The sequence below is a fragment of the Bacillus sp. ISL-4 genome (genome assembly GCF_018613275.1).
GTDB classification, from domain to species: domain Bacteria; phylum Bacillota; class Bacilli; order Bacillales; family DSM-1321; genus Peribacillus; species Peribacillus simplex_E.
The window spans coordinates 1-16442 of sequence record NZ_JAGGQN010000017.1; the positions used below are offsets into that span (position 1 = coordinate 1).

Consider the following 16442-nt stretch of genomic DNA (forward strand, 5'->3'; position numbering starts at 1 on the left):
AAGACTCAGGATGTGCCTATGGAAGCAATGGAAATTGCCAAGAACGAGAGTGAGGAAACTCAAAGGATTAGGCGTCCCATTTGAAAAAGCATATGAATGGGGAAATAGCAGAAAGGGATATTGGCGCATAGCGCATAGTCCTATTCTAGACAAAACCCTTAATAATGTTTATTGGCACCACCAAGGGTTAGTAAATCTATATGAACGATATACAAAACTACGTCAGACTTAAACTGAACCGCCGTATACCGAACGGTATGTACGGTGGTGTGAGAGGTCGGAGGCTAGGCGCCTCCTCCTACTCGATTGTGTGAACCTCTCCTGCCGGGAATGCAAAAATTAAATGTTAAAATTAGGATGCTGAAATCAGAAAATATAGAAAAAGGAGAGTGGAGGAATGAATGTTCATAAAATAGCGGTCATTGCGGGTGACGGGATTGGCCCTGAGGTGATTAACGAGGGTGTAAAGGTACTTAAAGAAGTGGCTGCAATTGCCGGGGATTTTTCTTTCGAGTTCACCTATTTTCCATGGGGCTGTGAATATTACCTTGAACACGGCAAAATGCTGCCCGACGACGGACTGGAACAACTGATGAAGTTTGACGCCGTGTATCTTGGGGCTGTCGGTTACCCTGGTGTCCCGGACCATATTTCATTACGTGAACTTCTGCTGAAAATCAGAAAGGGATTTGACCAATATGTAAATGTTCGACCCGTTAAATTGCTTCAAGGTGCACCCTGTCCATTAAAAGACGTGAATCGTGACCAAATCGATATGGTTGTCATCCGTGAAAACAGTGAAGGGGAATATTCCGGTGCCGGTGATTGGCTTTTTAAAGGCAAGCCGGAAGAAGTGGTACTGCAGACGGGGGTCTTTTCTCGAAAAGGAACGGAGAGGATCATCCGTTATGCGTATGAGCTTGCGCGTAAGACGGGCAGGACGCTCACGAGCATAAGCAAGGCGAACGCATTGAATTATTCAATGGTTTTTTGGGATCAGGTTTTTGAAGAAATTGGACAGGAGTATCCGGAAGTAAAAACGAATTCCTATTTGGTCGATGCGGCAAGCATGTATTTTGTCAAACAGCCCGAACGCTTTCAAATCGTCGTCACCTCCAATTTATTCGGTGACATCATCACGGATTTAGGTGCTGCCATTGCAGGCGGGATGGGACTGGCGGCTGGTGCCAATTTAAACCCGGAACGGATTTATCCATCGATGTTCGAACCGATTCATGGTTCAGCCCCGGATATAGCACATCAAGGCATCGCCAATCCACTTGCGACCATATGGTCCGCCAGTCAGATTCTCGATTTCTTTGGGCATGACATTTGGGGTGCAAAAATTTTGGACGTGATCGAACAGGTGATGGTCGATAAAAAGGCGCTGACTCCTGATATGGGCGGGGCAGCTTCTACAGAAGAAGTCGGGGATGAAGTTGTTGCAATATTATCCGCGTTACAAACAAATCAAGTATAATCATCATGAAAAATGGGCATCCTGCACAATAACTATCATTATAGTAAAAGGGCGGGGAGAGCCGATGATACAAGTCAAATTATTTGATTATGAGCATGAAAAGGATCTAGAGGACGAAATGAACTTTTTCCTTGAAGACATTCGCGATAATCAAATCGTCGATATCAAATATAATGTCGCCACTACAGGTGAAGAGGAAGAGGAACAGATCTACTGTTTCAGTGCGATGATCATCTATAAGAAAAAATAAAGGCTGTATCATTCATATCAGACTACCTATTGCTGCAAGGCGGGCAATCCAAGGTAGTCTTTTTTTTCGTGACTTCCCGGGGAGGGGGGCACATTCGATGTGGAAATTATGACGATGTCGCTTCCCCGCCGTTGACATGTAGTGTTTGTCCTGTCACAAAACGGGAATCATCAGAAGCGAGATAGACAAAGGTGGGAGCCAGTTCAAATGGCTGGCCTTGACGCTCCATCGGGTTATCGACTTGTGTCACCTCGTCTGCCGAGAAACTTGCCGGGATGAGCGGTGTCCAAAACCTGCCGGGCGCAACGGCGTTCACCCGGATGCCTTGATCGACAAGACTGTTTGCCAAGGCACGGGTAAAACCAATATTGGCCCCTTTAGTCGCCGTGTAATCAATTAATTGCTTATTCCCATTAAACGTCACGACAGAAGATGTATTAATGATGGAGGACCCAGCTTTTAAATGGGGAAGGGCAGCACGGGTCGTGTAGAAGTGGGAATAGATATTGACTTTAAAGGTATCATCGAATTGCTCATCCGTAATATCAAGCAAGCTTAATTGCTGAAATTGAATACCCACGTGGTTACAGAGAATATCGAGCTTTCCAAATGTTTCGATTGTGTCTTCCACGATATTGATGCATTGCTGCTTATCCCTTAAGTCACCAGGCAGCAGTAAGCAACGTTGCCCAAGCTCTTCAATTCTCGTTTTAGTCCGATTCGCATCCTCATGTTCATCCAAATAAGCGATGGAAACATCTGCCCCTTCTTTAGCAAAAGCGATGGCAGCCGCAGCGCCAATCCCACTGTCTCCGCCAGTTATCAATGCGACCTTTCCTGTTAGTTTCCCGCTGCCCTTATAATTGGGATTTTCGATGATGGGCCTGGGCACCATTAATCTTTCTACACCAGGTTGGCGGAATTGGCGTTGCTCAGGAACCGTGATGGGAACGTCTTGATAACGGGTGATCTTTCCATAATTCGGATGCATGGGATAGCTTTTACCGGATGATTTCTTTTTCTTATCTTCTGCCATGAGGGGTCCTCCTAAAAAAGAATTTAGTCGGATTACTTTATGATGATCAGGTATATGCCGTGCATGAAGAACATGTATGGGGACGGGCTCGTTGCCGGGCAGCGCGAATATGCTAAAGGGTAGAAAAAAGTTTTTGGAGGCCTCAATATGCCCTATTATTATAGCGAAGAAGTGAAGTTATTATTGGTCGAACAATCGGATGAAAAAGTGGAGTTGTTATATGATTCCAACCCAAATACCTTTGAATTGCCGCTTATCGGACCAAGACCGCCATATTATTATAACCCGCGATATGTGCCGTATTATCCTGTGATTTAAGGGTGAACATAAAAAGGGAAAATGGATGAAGAACGGAGTCTGCTGAATTGGGCTGCCTTGGTCTTTCAATGAGTGGACTAAATGCAGCCTCAATTCGACTCAACGAAATTCCCGATCATAACAGATGACATTAGGGGAAAATGACTATATTCTTCTATGAATTTTACAAATACGGAGATTTTGGTTAAAGTTATATATAATACATAGTGCGGACTGGTGTATTTGAAGGAGAGAGCCATTTTGGATAATAAAATGATACTACTACTAGAAAATATACAGCAATCGGATGGTGGCCATATTTTATACTGTTTTAATGAATTGGAAGCCTACATTGAAAAAGAGGCAACTTTCATCATTGCCGGTGTTGAACAGGGAGACCATATCCTGGTCGTCGAAAATGACCGTATCTTTCCTTTCGTGTATAAGAAATTGCAGCTTCATTTAAATGAGGAGCAATTGGAGCAAGTGCATCTTATGAATAATTTTGATTTTTATTGTTTTCATGGAGACTTCCATCCTTCGACGATGGTTAATTATTTCTTGGAAAATATCGATATATACACTAAACGCAATCAGCACGTGCGGACTTGGGGCCATGTTGAATGGGGCCATGACGATCAAGTCAGCTTAGCGATAGGCGAATATGAAAAAGGAATCGACAAACTGATCAAGGAACGAGGATTGATTTCTGTTTGTGCATACGATGACTGCAGAATGCCTGCCGAGCTTAAAACAAACTTGATCAAGCATCATGGGGTCCTGATAACCGATGAAAAAATCACGATGTTAGCAAACGGATAGAATAAAAGGGGCGAGTTATTTGGAAAGTTTTACTGAACGGGTAATTACTATCATTCAACACATCCCTTGCGGTAAAGTGATGACATATGGTCAAATCGGACAGCTCGCCGGTAGTCCGCGCGGTGCAAGGCAGGTCGTAAGGATCCTTCATTCAAGCAGCAAAAAACATGACCTTCCATGGCACCGGGTAATTAATGCCAAGGGAGAAATCGGCATAAAAGCAGAGGGCGCCGCAGAACACCAGAAGGCGATGCTCGAGAGTGAAGGCATTACATTCACGGAACGGAATACCATTGACCTCGAAGCTTTCCGCTATCATCCAGAAGTATTTTAAACGGGAAAACCGGATAAAAGAGGCGGCGCGGTTGCGGACTAGAAAACTGCGGGACGGCCAAATAACGAACGCATTAAAAGAGGCTGATCCAAGCGGATCAGCCTCTTTTTAGGAATTATGATCGGGCATACATGGCAGCATTCATTCCGGCGAGTCTTCCTGTTACTAATGCCGATGTGATATTATAGCCGCCTGTGTATCCGTGTATATCCAGAATTTCACCGCAGAAATACAGTCCGTCCATCAGTTTGGATGCCATTTCTTTTGGGTGTATTTCTTTGACGGATACGCCGCCGCCTGTTACGAAGGCTTTTTCTAGCGGCTGGGTGCCGTGTACTCCGAATTGGAAGTCCTTGCATAACTCTGCAAAGCGGCGGATTTTTTCATTTGATATCGTCGCTCCTTGTTCTTGAAGGTCAATGCCGCTTCGCTCAAGCAGAAAGTGAAGGTATCGTTCAGGAACTAAACCTTTTAAGGTATTTTTAATGGCTTTTTTCGGTTCGGCTTTGATTTCCTTCATGATGTCTTGAAAGACCTCTTCCTTGTTTCGGTCCGGCAGGGCATCGAGTTTCATTGTCACTTCCGACAGGTTCCATTTTTTCATCGCTTTCACGACGAATTGGCTGCATCTTAGAACAGCTGGACCGGAGACGCCAAAATGGGTGAAGAGCATATCCATTCGGTGTGTGATCAGGGCCTTGCCCTTTGGATTAAGGACACTCAATGAAACATCGCGAAGTGCGAGACCTTGAAGTGTGCGATCTTTAATGAATGTTTCATGGCTAAGTACGGGAACTTCAGTTGGGAACAGTTCGGTAATCGTATGCCCCGCCTTTTTAGCCCATGCGTAGCCGTCGCCGGTTGAACCGGTGTGGGGAACTGATTTCCCGCCGACTGCAATCACGACTGCATCTGTATCAATGGTCTGTCCATCTTTTAACCGGACACCGCTTGTTTTTCCATGTTCATAGAGAACTTCCGCAACTGGAGAGTTCTTATAGATCGTTACTTTTAAATTAGACAGGCGCGTCAGAAGGGCATCCACGACACTTTGCGCTTTATCGTTGACAGGGAACATCCGGCCATGATCCTCTTCTTTAAGGGCCACGCCCAATTTTTCAAAGAATTGAATAATGTCTTCATTATTGAACTCTGAGAAAGCACTGTATAGAAATCGCCCGTTTCCAGGGATATGTTGAATGATTTCATCGATTGAGAGCCTGTTCGTCACGTTGCAGCGTCCGCCGCCCGAGATGGCAAGCTTCCTGCCAAGCTTCTCGCCCTTATCCACTAACAAGACATTGGCCCCTTTTTCCCCGGCTGCAATTGCTGCCATCAATCCGGAAGGACCGCCGCCAATTACTACTACATCATATTTCAAATTGATCACCACTTTATCATTTTCAGTCCCTTCATTATATAGCAAGAGCCCGTCAGATTGCGAATGTAGAAAAAAAGGAATTATTTGTTTGTGTATTATCTTCGAAAACGATAAACTTGATTGTAGTTTTCTATAGAAAAAATACTTTAATATGATAAGATAAAGAGCGTGTGAAACGTAACTGACAGAGGCAGGAAGGGATTAGATGTCATCTAAATTTTTAAAAGGGGCTTTTATATTAACGCTGGGAGCGATTATTTCCAAGGTACTTGGTTTATTTTACGTCATCCCATTTGAACATATGGTTGGGAATAAAGGGGCTACCCTCTATCAATATGGGTACGTTCCATATACCATTTTCATTAGCTTTGCAACGGCAGGCATGCCGCTTGCTGTTTCTAAATTCATTTCGAAGTATAATGCGCTCGAGGAGTACGCCGTCGGTGAGAAGTTATTTAAATCGAGTCTGAAATTAATGGTTGTCACCGGTTTTCTTGCTTTTCTGATTCTCTATACGATGGCACCGATGTTCACTGGAGTCTTTGGGGTCAGGCAGGAAGATGTCAAAGATGTCACGGAGATCATACGGGCAGTCAGCTTCGCCTTGATTTTTGTACCGTTCATGAGCATCATCCGCGGCTTCTTTCAAGGTCATGAAGCGATGGAGCCAACAGCCATATCTCAGGTTATCGAGCAAATTGTCCGCATCGTGTTCCTTTTAGCCGGTGTGTATGTTGTTTTGTATGTCCTTGATGGAGAGTTAGTGAGAGCCATCCAAATAGCTACCTTCGCGGCGACGGTCGGGGCTGTCGGCGGTTTAGTAGTGTTATTTTGGTATTGGAAAAAACAAAAACCCCATTTGGACAGCTTGATGAAGAAAGACCGGGGGACGATGGAAATTTCCCTGAAGGAGATCTATAAAGAAATATTTCTATCGTCGATTCCTTTCATATTCGTCGGAATCGCGATGCCATTGTTTCAGTTTGCGGACTTATTGTCTTTCAATAAGGCGATGTCGTCCATCGGGCTGCAGCATGTCGCAGAAGATGCCCTTGGGGTGTTGAATGTATATGCCCAGAAGCTTGTTTTGATTCCGATGACGCTTGCAACCGGGTTTTCAATGGCGCTTCTCCCTTCGGTGACGAAGGCATATGTAAGCGAGGATCCGGAAGAGTTAAACCGCCAGCTGAACCAAGCTTTCCAAATTTTGTTGTTTATTACGATTCCGGCGGTCGTTGGCATGTCGGTGCTAGCCGATCCAATCTATAGTGCCTTTTACAGCCATGATCCACTTGGAATCAGCGTCCTGAAGGCATATGCGCCCGTTTCCATCTTGTTTGCGCTTTTTTCCGTTTCGGCGGCCATTTTACAAGGGATCAATCAGCAAAAATATACGGTGCTTAGCCTGCTTGTGGGCTTTTTAATCAAATTGAGCTTGAATATCCCCTTGATCAGGTTGTTTGAAACGGAAGGATCCGTTTATGCTACGGCATTCGGCTACTTGGCTGCTGTGCTGCTGAATTTGTATGTCATTACCTACTTTACTGGATATCGTTACAGCCTTACCATCAGAAGATCTGTTTTGATTTCTGTTTTTTCAGTGATAATGGGACTGGCTGCATGGGGCATGAACAGTTTATTATCGCTGTGGCTTACAACGGAAGGGCGATTCCAGGCGATATTGATCGCGGCCGTTTGTGCAATTTTTGGAGCGCTCATTTATGCGGCGCTTTCCTTGAAAAGCAAACTTGCCCACCGTTTGTTCGGTGCCCGGATCGATCGGTTAAAAGCTAAATTAGGATTATAAGCTGGAAGTTTGATGTGTAAAAAAAAGGGTATTGAATATGAATCCCCAGATTTAAATATATTGGCCTTGCCTTTCATTAAAGTGGGCAAGGCTTTTTATGGAAAAGGCTTTAGGAGGAAACGATGAGAATTGATAAGATTTTATCCAATATTGGTTATGGCAGCAGGAAAGAAGTGAAAAAGCTCCTGAAATCCGGCGCCGTCAAGGTCAATGACAGGCTGCTCAAGGACCCGAAGGAACAAGTGGACCCTGATACGGAAATCGTGACAGTTCATGGTGAACGGGTTGAATACAGGGAATTCATCTATTTAATGATGAATAAACCGCCAGGAGTATTGTCGGCAACGGAAGACAACTACCAAGAAACGGTCATCGACATCTTGGAGCCGGAAGATTCGGTTTTCGAGCCATTTCCTGTAGGCCGTCTTGATAAGGACACAGAAGGTTTATTGCTGATCACGAATGACGGAAAGCTTGCCCACCAACTGCTTTCCCCGAAGAAACATGTCCCTAAAACATATTTTGCGGTCATTGATGGCGAAGTGACGGAACGGGATATCGAGGCATTCCGCAACGGCGTGACCTTGGATGATGGATACGAAACAAAACCAGGTGAATTGAACATTTTAAAATCAGGTCTGACATCGGATATCGAGCTGACGATCATGGAAGGGAAGTTCCATCAGGTGAAGCGGATGTTTGAGGCCGTTGGCAAACGTGTCGTCTACCTAAAGCGTCTTTCCATGGGGAGTTTACAGCTTGATGAGGAACTTGAGCTTGGTGAATACCGTGAGTTGACGGCGGAGGAACTTGAACAGCTAAAGGCGGGTCAACCGGCTGAATGATATGTGGAAATAAAAAATGAGGCGGACAAAAATTGTCTGCCTCAAAGTATTTTACATATCGATCTTGTTCGGGTGGTCGTTCTTTTTACGATGACATCTTCACCTTTTTACTTGTTGTCGTCCAAAGGCCTCGGCTTGGGCTTTGAACAAGGTCATTGTATGCTAAGACATTTAAATCGCGCTGCACAGTTCGAGGAGTGATGCCAAATTCTTCTACAAGCTCTTGAGTAGAAACCGTACCGTTATTACTAATGAACATATAAACGGATTTAATACGGGTTAACATGCGATTTGTTGAAGGTTTCAAAAAATCACTCCTTATTCTTTTCATTGTTATTTTGAACAAATGAAAACAACCGATATGTCGGACAGCATTTCAGCTGTCACTATGTACTTGCTATACCCACCCTATAACTCCTCGGAAACATTTAGAAAAAATAAGATGTCATTAGCTTCATTCTAACCCTTTGCAAAAGCAAATTCTAGGAAAAGATACTAATTAACTAAATATTACATTTATTATATCAAATTTTAACAAAATTATTCTTTAAACATATACAAAATTAATAAAGAGTTGTTCCATTTGTTCTTGTTCATATTTTGCCAATACAGGACGCTTAATATGCATTTCGAGATTCGAGATGTCACACAACACGAACGTTGACATTTAAGGCATGTCCATGTTACTTTACTTAAAATGATTATAAATCGTAATTATTACGCTTTGTGTATGAATAGGTGCTTGATGGCTTGCGGTTACGATGTCATAATGAGGTATCGGGCAGTATAGATTTTTCATACATATCTAAAAGGATTTAAATATAAACCAATTCGAGGTAGAGCCATATGAACGAAAGATTAATGGAGTTTTTATTGCGCGACGAAGTAACCAGACTTTCTGGCGTCAAAAAACAAGTGTATGAATTCATCGTGAACGAAGAAGATTATCTTGCATCGAAGGCGGACACGGTCGATCAATTCATGAGATTGCTTGTAAAGCATTCTCCGCCCAGGCTCGCAGCCCGTCATTTCAATATGCCTTATGGGGAAATCATTCGTTTCATGAATGAAATAGAAGATGAACTGAATGAGAGATTAGAGGAAAGATGCAAGAAAGTAAAGTGGATGGACTACACGGAAAAGGACCAGCAGGCATTTGTGGAATATCATAGAAAGTTATATCTATTCGTAAATTAATTGGATCATGAAAATGCCCCGGTATGTCAGCATGAAAGGAATTTTAAGTAGGATACTTGGCTCAACTTTATGGGAATCGCAAGGACCCGGTCAGAGTCAAAGCCATGAAAACAGCTTGAGTTTCACTCCATTGATGGAGGGCACAGTTTTTTTATTTCAAGTTGCAGTTGATTTCAGAAATCCGCTCCCTTTCCGCCGACTGTCTGCCAAGCCGCATCAAAGCAAGCGTCTGTGGGGTCTCGGCTAGCCAGTTTTTCGGCAGGAGTGTCGCAAATTTCTTCAATCCAGCGAGTTTAGCTGCAGATCTTTTTTAAAAAACATTCCAGTTGATTGGAACGGAAGGCGCGAGACTCCTGCGGGAAATGCGAGTCAAAGGGAGACCCAGCAGGCGCAAAGCGTGTGCCTGGAGAGGAAATCAACGTTGTGATGAAGGTGATGTTTTGGTTCAATTGGTCCCTGAACATCATTTAGTCCGGCAATTATGGATTTCCCCGTCATTTGTTAAAACGTTCTTCATTCCAAATGCATTTGGCCTTCGCCGAACCCCTTTTGTCTACAAACTGAAAAACGGGAACTATACTACTGTATAGTTCCCGTTTTTTTCTTGCTTTTAAGAAAGAATCAAAAGTGTGTCGGTCTTTTTAAACGAAGAGATGAAATCTTTATGTACATGATCGTCAGTGATGATGTAATCGATTTTATCCAGTGGCGATATCCCGATGGTCACGTCTTTCCCGAACTTTGTGCTGTCAGCAGCGGCAACATAGACTTCTTGAGATAAATCAATGATTTTTTTTCGTGTATTCGCTTCTTCTAGATTATAGTCGGATATGCCTTTTTCAACGGTTATGCCACTCGCACAAATGAATGTTTTTGAAATATTCAATTCACTAAAGTTGAATAAGTAGTCAAATGCAACAATGGATTGTTCATTTTGCCTGACTTTCCCCCCTATGATCAAGATCTCGATATCGCTATGAATGAGCTCATTTACAACAGGGATCGAACTGGTAGTAAATGCTTTGAAAAAAGGGTATCGGCCGGATTTCCATGTCACCCCGGATGCAACCCATTCGATTGGAAGGCCATATCCTTACATGATATATCGGAATATGGAAGAATTGAAGTTAACCGCATCATGGAAGGTAGTGAAGGTAGGAGATACCATTTCCGATATGCAAGAGGGAGTCAATGCTGGGGTATGGTCGGTCGGAATCATTGTCGGAAGCTCCGAGATGGGATTGAGTTTGAATGAGTATACAAGTTTACCGGAACGAGATAAACAAAATCTCATCTCTAAAACGGCAGACACCTTTATGCAAAATGGGGCAGGCTTCACCATCAAAACGATCGAGGAACTGCCTGAACTCATAGATCAAATCAACCTTCTTATAACAGAAGGGAAAAGACCTCATTCAAGCTAACATTCAGTGCCAGAAAAGTGCAGCATCTTTCATCCTTGAGTAGGATTGATGGATTGCTGCACTTTTTCACTGAGTGTTATCTCGATTCTTTTTATTTCATTTTACAAGGTGAGGATAGACTTACGCCATCAATCTTTTCGTTAGATATCCATTCGATAGAGTAATCCAGTAATGACCTGTGGGTCTCATACCGACAATAGATGTGTCTAAACCGTTTTTCATTTTTCTTATGAACATCGTGAATTTATTTCAAATCTACACCATAATTTTCTTCGATTTTCAATTCTGGTGGCTGTTTTTTTAGTCCTTTTGTCAATACAAGTAAATAAATGAAGCCTATTATTAACCAACTTACTCCAAGTACTTTTGAGTGCGCATCAAGATTCACAAGAAGTAAAATATCAAGAGCAGCTCCAATAATAGGAACAAATAAATATAAGACAGTTCCTTTTACCGAACGTTCTCTATTTCTAATGTAATAATGGGCAATTACGGAAATATTTACACATGTGTACGCAAGAAACGCCCCGAAATTAATAAATGATGCTACAAGATCTAAACTTAAAAATAAAGCAAGCAAAGAGACAACACTAATGATCAGGATATTATTTACGGGTGTTCTATATCTCGGGTGCAGGGTGCCAAAGAACTTTTCAGGAAACCGTCCATCTCTTCCCATCGTATAGAGGACTCGTGATGCACTTGCCTGGGATGACATGGCACTGCCCAATACAGCTAATGCGTAAAGCGCAAGATATATTGAGTACATCGCCTTTCCGCCAATAAGTTTAATAATTTCGTAGGCAGCTGAATCAGGATCAATAAATGTGTGATACTCTGGCCATACAAGATACGAGAAATATGAAACACTTGTAAAGATTAATCCACCACCCAGAGTAATTAAAATAACAGCTCGGGGAATTGTTTTCTTAGGGTTCACTGTCTCTTCCGCAAACGCTGTAACTGATTCAAACCCAAGGAAACAAAAGCATAATAATGCTGCTCCAGCTATTGTATAAGAAAAGGGTTCTTTCGAATTATAGAATGGCTCAAAAGATAAAAGAGTCGCCGTGCCTTCCCCCATGAAAATTTCCTTCATAGAAAACCCTATAAAGATAAGGATAAAAAGAAAAGCAAAAATCGTAATGAATGCGTTTACACTTGTGGCAAACTTCAATCCTTTAATATTAATAAAAGTGACGAGCATCAGCATACCTGCAATCCAAATGTAACTTGGAATAGCAGGAAAGGCTGCTGAGAAAAAAATGCCAAATACTAAATAGTTCACCATTGGCATAAATAAATAATCCATTAAGATTACCCATCCTACAAGAAATCCGACAGAGGGATTGATCGATTTTTGCGTATAAACATAAGCTGAACCAGAAGATGGAAATGCAATTGCCATTTTCCCATAACTGTAAGCAGTAAACATCATTACCACTAGAGCAACTATCATTGCCCCCGGAACCGTACCGTGGGAAATATTAGCCGCAATACCATACGTAGTAAAAGCTGTGGTTAACCCCATAAATGAAAAACCAAACAACACAACTGGAATGAGTGTCAGTGTTCTATCTGTTTTCCTTAAATTTGTCATGTAAAATACTCACCTCTTTTACCTGATTTAACTTTTATAATAAATGGGATTCAAATTATTACTTCCAAAGCTTTTTTAATACGTGGTTTTCTAGAAATCATATAAAAGTCAGAAAGATGCTAGGGAGCCTGCTTTGAATGATCCATGAACTTGTTGTGTAGAACTTATTTTCCCGTTCCCCGTAAGGAATTCCGTCTGCAGAACAACATAGATAATTCCTGCAAAAATCTTCTCACTGGCATCTTTACGGACTCCTGTAATTTCTTTAGTAGTGACTTGTTCAACGTGAATACTGATTTCTAATCAATAGAAAAACGTAGAATATGAGATGACTCTAAGGACGCTTTATTATTTGGACAATAGTAACTCCGTTTTAATTTCTGTATAAGGCATGTTATGATTGATCCCAACTTCGTGATGAACAATTTCACCGTTCAAAGTGCTGATACAATTTCTTACTATTACATCATTTACTATAACCTCTTTCAAACCATTATTCGCAATGTCCATAATATATTGGCCGGTTGTCATCAACATCATGTTTGTCGAGGTTTGTGGACATAGAGCCGGCATATTCGGGACACAGTAATGTAGGACTTCTTGTTCATAGTAAACTGGTTCCTCTAAAGTCGTATAACGGGAGGTTTCAATTATACCCGTTCCTGCAATATCAATAATAATAGAATTAGGTTGCATCTTACTGACCATCTCTCGTGTTATGAGAGGTTCGGTTACCCCTGGCATCGGATAAATTGTATTAATTAAAACATCACTTTGAATAAGTTCTTCGAACATCATATCTTTATCCCAACACAAAATGTCCACCTGTGGCAACTGATTGTTCAAATAATCGATGCGTTTCATTGAGGCTTCCATGATCGTTACATTCAATCCAAGGCCCACAGCAACTTGCGCAGTATTAAGTCCAGCATTGCCACCACCAAGTATGAATACTTTGCTCGACGGTAAACCGGCCAGTTTCCGGAGAAGTATTCCTTTTCCACCATAACCATATTGAGCATATTTGACTGCTTCAAGCATTGCCAATGTTCCTGCAATTTCACTCATTGGTTTAATCGTAGGTCTTGTCCCATCAGGTAAAACGATTAATTCCATTGATATTGAAATTGCTTTTTTATCTAGTAATGCCTGTGTCATCTCATGATTTACATCTTCTGCCAAATGAAACCATGCCATTATCATTTGATTTTCTTTAAGAAGGCCGTATTCGTATGGTTGAAGCTCCTTCACTTTAACAACAAATTCTGCCTTCTCATAAATTTCGTCAATCGTGTTTACTATTTTTGCTCCAGCCAAAATATATTTCTCGTCACCAAAACCACTAGCTTCACCTGCCCTGCTTTGTATTAGTACTTCATGACCGAAAGCTGTTAATTTTTTTACCCATGATGGATTTAATCCCACTCTAGTCTCTGCGGTTTTTAATTCTTTAGGAACTCCTACTATCATTGTTCATTCTCCTTTTTAATTGTATTTAATTTATTGAACATTCTAAAATCTTACAGGGAAATGATAACCCTTTCATTAGACACGAGGTTAAATGTATATTAGTTTTTTTTTAACCAAGCACTCTTGGTCATCTTGAACTTTTATGAATGCAGCATTGGTGAAAAAGTGATAATTTTTCCATTGTTCATCTAATGTTTTAGTAGTTTCAGTACTCCACCGTTATTCTATAGAATATATTCATGCGCACATATAACTGATGAAAAATGGTGTAAATGGATACCATCATGAAAGATTCTCAGGTTGATTAAGGTATTTCATCAAATCAAAGCACGTAAAAGAACATTACTTGGGGTTAAACAGAGATAGGGATCCATATTTTATGGGCTTAGACTTTCTAGTATAGTTATAATAAAATGATACAGCTAACAATTATTAAATGAGGAGGTACACATGCTTACAGTACAAGATGTTCTTAAGCGCTCACTCTTTACAAAGACGGATGTAGTTGCGGGGGCAAACGGGTTGCACCGTCAAGTGAAATGGACACATGTCCTTGAAATCCCGTTTTTTGATGATACCATCTTTCAGGGAGGGGAACTGATACTCTCCACCGGATTTGGGTTTGAATGGAGAGACTCCTCTAATACTTCATTTTTGTTAAATCTTATCGAACGCAACGCCTCATGTTTATGTATAGAACTTGGACACTACTTCGAAAAGGTCCCTAATGAAATGATCGAGATGGCAAATGAGTATAACTTTCCGATTATTATTTTCAAAGAATTCATAAATTTCGTTGAAATAGCACAGGATCTACATTCGTTTATCATTAATGCTCATCATGAGAAGTTGGTTACATTAGATTCGATATCAAGAAAGTTCCATTCATTGTCACTCACTACTCATGGGTTATCAAATATTTTAAAGTTGTTGCAACAGAAGACAGAAGCACCAATTATCTATCTTCCTATAGAAGGAACACCTTTTTCAATTCCAGGATTGAAAAATGAATTTATGGAACAGCTACTTCAAACCATTTATGAAGATAAAGAACACTGGCATGACCGAATTACAAATGATTCGCCTGTTGAATGGAAGGCATTAAACCATACTATTCTTCTCCAACCGATCGGGGCAATGGATCAAATCTGGGCGTACCTTGTTATGGTTTTAGATCGTGAATCGGATGAATTCGATTTCCTAATCCTTGATCGTGCTTCTCTAGCAATCTCACAAGACTTACTGCGCAAACATTATTTGGATGAAAAACGATTACGTTTAGAATCTACATGGCTAAATGATTTACTTTATAGACGCATCAATAATGAGGAACAAGCAAGGGGATTTATTTCGTTAAAATCTAAGCACGCTTCTATACATTATCGAGTTGCAATCGTTGATATCGAAGATGTTTTTCATCCGTCTTCATTAAGTTTATCGGATGAAGAAAATGAATCTGCTATATATCATTATTCTTTAAAAATTCGATCTGGGTTCGCAAAATATTCTTTTGCACCCTATATCACCTCAATAAGAAATCAAATTATTGTGTTAGCTATTGATCTCGGAACTGCCGATTCCTCTAAGGCACGCTTTTTGAAAGTGATCGATGCCTTGCTATATGTTAAAGAAGGTGAATCCAGCCAAATCCGTATAGGCGTTGGACGGCAATACCAGTTACTTTTGGATGCTCATACTGGTTATCGAGAAGCGCAGTTAGCTTTAAATTATCGTACGTTTTCAACAAGTGCCTTTTACGAAGACCTTGGCATCTTTCGGTTGATACAATTAATTCAACATGATCAAGATACAGCCCATTTTATTGAGGACTATCTCTCTCCTTTAATATCCTATGATAAGGAATATGGAACGGAATTGCTTCTGACCTTAGCAAAATACTTTGAGCTTGATCGATCAAAGAAGCTTACTGCTCAAAAATTACATATTGTAAGACAAACACTCTATCATCGGCTGGAAAAAATAAAAAAGATTCTTGATTTTGATTTTGATATGCCGGAGAACAGATTAAACGTTGAAATGGCTTTGAAAGCATATCAACTCATACAACAAGTGGGAGTACCTACGAAGTAGTTATCAACCGGCAACCACGGGCGCATAGGATACATTTTATTCCGCAATATCTCTTGTCTACTTTCTAATGATACGAAAAGAAAAAACTCTCTATACGATTGTAGCTATTTCATTGGATTTAATCAGAATGCAGCGAACAGATATGTTGAACACTTTATTAAAACGGGTCAACTTTTCTAATATAGTAAAAAACGGGCATGCGATTAGAGGGAACTATCCTGTTAAACTACTTTATCCATGAATATGGTAGGTTAACTTCAACATTAAACATACAGTAGATACAGTATTTTGAGATAACAGATGATGTCATATGTTAAAGGCATAATGATACTTACATGTAGGAGTATGTCGTAGCACCAATCACTTGCAAGTTTTAATTCCATATTATTAATACGATCAATAATCATA

The 16442-nt window shown here is 41.0% G+C and carries 17 protein-coding genes and 1 pseudogene; 12 read left to right on the top strand and 6 right to left on the bottom strand.

Annotated features, from left to right (window positions below):
• From J7J00_RS28120 to J7J00_RS14970, 3 genes and pseudogenes are all read left to right on the top strand, one after another.
• A pseudogene (locus J7J00_RS28120) lies at positions 1-232 on the top strand (group II intron reverse transcriptase/maturase); the annotation flags it as partial.
• A 165-nt stretch (positions 233-397) separates the two neighbouring features.
• Entirely contained in the window at positions 398-1480 is a 1083-nt protein-coding gene (locus J7J00_RS14965; RefSeq protein ID WP_214791766.1) for a tartrate dehydrogenase, read from the top strand.
• Between the two features lie 64 nt (positions 1481-1544).
• Positions 1545-1730, top strand: a complete 186-nt coding sequence (locus tag J7J00_RS14970) for a sporulation protein Cse60 (RefSeq protein ID WP_048682016.1) — start codon at positions 1545-1547, stop codon at positions 1728-1730.
• A gap of 106 nt (positions 1731-1836) precedes the next feature.
• Here the strand turns inward: J7J00_RS14970 and J7J00_RS14975 are convergent, their stop codons facing one another.
• On the bottom strand, positions 1837-2766 hold the full coding sequence (locus tag J7J00_RS14975) for an SDR family oxidoreductase (protein ID WP_214791768.1): 930 nt from the start codon (positions 2764-2766) through the stop codon (positions 1837-1839).
• A gap of 147 nt (positions 2767-2913) precedes the next feature.
• On the opposite strand from J7J00_RS14975, the gene J7J00_RS14980 reads away from it, so the two are divergent.
• The 3 genes from J7J00_RS14980 (at position 2914) to J7J00_RS14990 (ending at position 4219) form a co-directional block, all read left to right on the top strand.
• Positions 2914-3084 (top strand): hypothetical protein, encoded by a 171-nt coding sequence (locus J7J00_RS14980; RefSeq protein WP_169803975.1) that lies wholly within the window; start codon positions 2914-2916, stop codon positions 3082-3084.
• 240 nt (positions 3085-3324) lie between these two features.
• Complete coding sequence (locus J7J00_RS14985; RefSeq protein WP_214791770.1) at positions 3325-3885, top strand: MEDS domain-containing protein; 561 nt, start codon at positions 3325-3327, stop codon at positions 3883-3885.
• Positions 3886-3904: 19 nt separating this feature from the next.
• Entirely contained in the window at positions 3905-4219 is a 315-nt protein-coding gene (locus J7J00_RS14990; RefSeq protein WP_214791772.1) for an MGMT family protein, read from the top strand.
• A gap of 115 nt (positions 4220-4334) precedes the next feature.
• On the opposite strand, the gene J7J00_RS14995 is transcribed toward J7J00_RS14990, so the two are convergent.
• Positions 4335-5600: a BaiN/RdsA family NAD(P)/FAD-dependent oxidoreductase gene (locus J7J00_RS14995; RefSeq protein WP_144526490.1), complete on the bottom strand. Its 1266-nt coding sequence runs from the start codon at positions 5598-5600 to the stop codon at positions 4335-4337.
• Positions 5601-5805: 205 nt separating this feature from the next.
• Between J7J00_RS14995 and J7J00_RS15000 the strand changes: the two genes are divergently transcribed.
• Positions 5806-7407, top strand: a complete 1602-nt coding sequence (locus tag J7J00_RS15000) for a putative polysaccharide biosynthesis protein (protein ID WP_214791775.1) — start codon at positions 5806-5808, stop codon at positions 7405-7407.
• Positions 7408-7529: 122 nt separating this feature from the next.
• On the top strand, positions 7530-8252 hold the full coding sequence (locus tag J7J00_RS15005) for a pseudouridine synthase (RefSeq protein WP_076364518.1): 723 nt from the start codon (positions 7530-7532) through the stop codon (positions 8250-8252).
• Between the two features lie 85 nt (positions 8253-8337).
• Here the strand turns inward: J7J00_RS15005 and J7J00_RS15010 are convergent, their stop codons facing one another.
• Positions 8338-8559: a DeoR family transcriptional regulator gene (locus J7J00_RS15010; RefSeq protein ID WP_034309346.1), complete on the bottom strand. Its 222-nt coding sequence runs from the start codon at positions 8557-8559 to the stop codon at positions 8338-8340.
• A 539-nt stretch (positions 8560-9098) separates the two neighbouring features.
• Here J7J00_RS15010 and J7J00_RS15015 point away from each other — a divergent pair.
• Complete coding sequence (locus tag J7J00_RS15015; RefSeq protein ID WP_098372038.1) at positions 9099-9449, top strand: hypothetical protein; 351 nt, start codon at positions 9099-9101, stop codon at positions 9447-9449.
• Positions 9450-9775: 326 nt separating this feature from the next.
• Positions 9776-10039, top strand: coding sequence for a hypothetical protein (locus J7J00_RS15020; protein ID WP_214791777.1), 264 nt, complete (start codon positions 9776-9778; stop codon positions 10037-10039).
• A gap of 20 nt (positions 10040-10059) precedes the next feature.
• Here the strand turns inward: J7J00_RS15020 and J7J00_RS15025 are convergent, their stop codons facing one another.
• Entirely contained in the window at positions 10060-10506 is a 447-nt protein-coding gene (locus tag J7J00_RS15025; RefSeq protein ID WP_309487176.1) for a DeoR/GlpR family DNA-binding transcription regulator, read from the bottom strand.
• Positions 10507-10546: 40 nt separating this feature from the next.
• Here J7J00_RS15025 and J7J00_RS15030 point away from each other — a divergent pair, with 40 nt between their 5' ends.
• Positions 10547-10873: a hypothetical protein gene (locus J7J00_RS15030; RefSeq protein ID WP_214791779.1), complete on the top strand. Its 327-nt coding sequence runs from the start codon at positions 10547-10549 to the stop codon at positions 10871-10873.
• Positions 10874-11117: 244 nt separating this feature from the next.
• On the opposite strand, the gene J7J00_RS15035 is transcribed toward J7J00_RS15030, so the two are convergent.
• Positions 11118-12473, bottom strand: coding sequence for an APC family permease (locus tag J7J00_RS15035; RefSeq protein WP_214791781.1), 1356 nt, complete (start codon positions 12471-12473; stop codon positions 11118-11120).
• 348 nt (positions 12474-12821) lie between these two features.
• A complete protein-coding gene (locus J7J00_RS15040; protein ID WP_214791783.1) occupies positions 12822-13943 on the bottom strand; it encodes an alanine dehydrogenase in 1122 nt (373 codons plus the stop codon).
• A 450-nt stretch (positions 13944-14393) separates the two neighbouring features.
• On the opposite strand from J7J00_RS15040, the gene J7J00_RS15045 reads away from it, so the two are divergent.
• Positions 14394-16034 (top strand): PucR family transcriptional regulator, encoded by a 1641-nt coding sequence (locus tag J7J00_RS15045; protein WP_214791785.1) that lies wholly within the window; start codon positions 14394-14396, stop codon positions 16032-16034.
• The last annotated feature ends 408 nt before the right edge of the window (positions 16035-16442 follow it).

Excerpts from the sequence above, each read along its gene's own strand:
- J7J00_RS15005 (WP_076364518.1), top strand. The coding sequence starts at position 7,530 with ATGAGAATTGATAAGATTTTATCCAATATTGGTTATGGCAGCAGGAAA.
- J7J00_RS15045 (WP_214791785.1), top strand. The coding sequence starts at position 14,394 with ATGCTTACAGTACAAGATGTTCTTAAGCGCTCACTCTTTACAAAGACG.
- J7J00_RS15000 (WP_214791775.1), top strand. The coding sequence starts at position 5,806 with ATGTCATCTAAATTTTTAAAAGGGGCTTTTATATTAACGCTGGGAGCG.
- J7J00_RS15035 (WP_214791781.1), bottom strand. The coding sequence starts at position 12,473 with ATGACAAATTTAAGGAAAACAGATAGAACACTGACACTCATTCCAGTT.
- J7J00_RS14980 (WP_169803975.1), top strand. The coding sequence starts at position 2,914 with ATGCCCTATTATTATAGCGAAGAAGTGAAGTTATTATTGGTCGAACAA.
- J7J00_RS15030 (WP_214791779.1), top strand. The coding sequence starts at position 10,547 with ATGATATATCGGAATATGGAAGAATTGAAGTTAACCGCATCATGGAAG.
- J7J00_RS15040 (WP_214791783.1), bottom strand. The coding sequence starts at position 13,943 with ATGATAGTAGGAGTTCCTAAAGAATTAAAAACCGCAGAGACTAGAGTG.
- J7J00_RS14975 (WP_214791768.1), bottom strand. The coding sequence starts at position 2,766 with ATGGCAGAAGATAAGAAAAAGAAATCATCCGGTAAAAGCTATCCCATG.
- J7J00_RS14970 (WP_048682016.1), top strand. The coding sequence starts at position 1,545 with ATGATACAAGTCAAATTATTTGATTATGAGCATGAAAAGGATCTAGAG.
- J7J00_RS15015 (WP_098372038.1), top strand. The coding sequence starts at position 9,099 with ATGAACGAAAGATTAATGGAGTTTTTATTGCGCGACGAAGTAACCAGA.
- J7J00_RS14965 (WP_214791766.1), top strand. The coding sequence starts at position 398 with ATGAATGTTCATAAAATAGCGGTCATTGCGGGTGACGGGATTGGCCCT.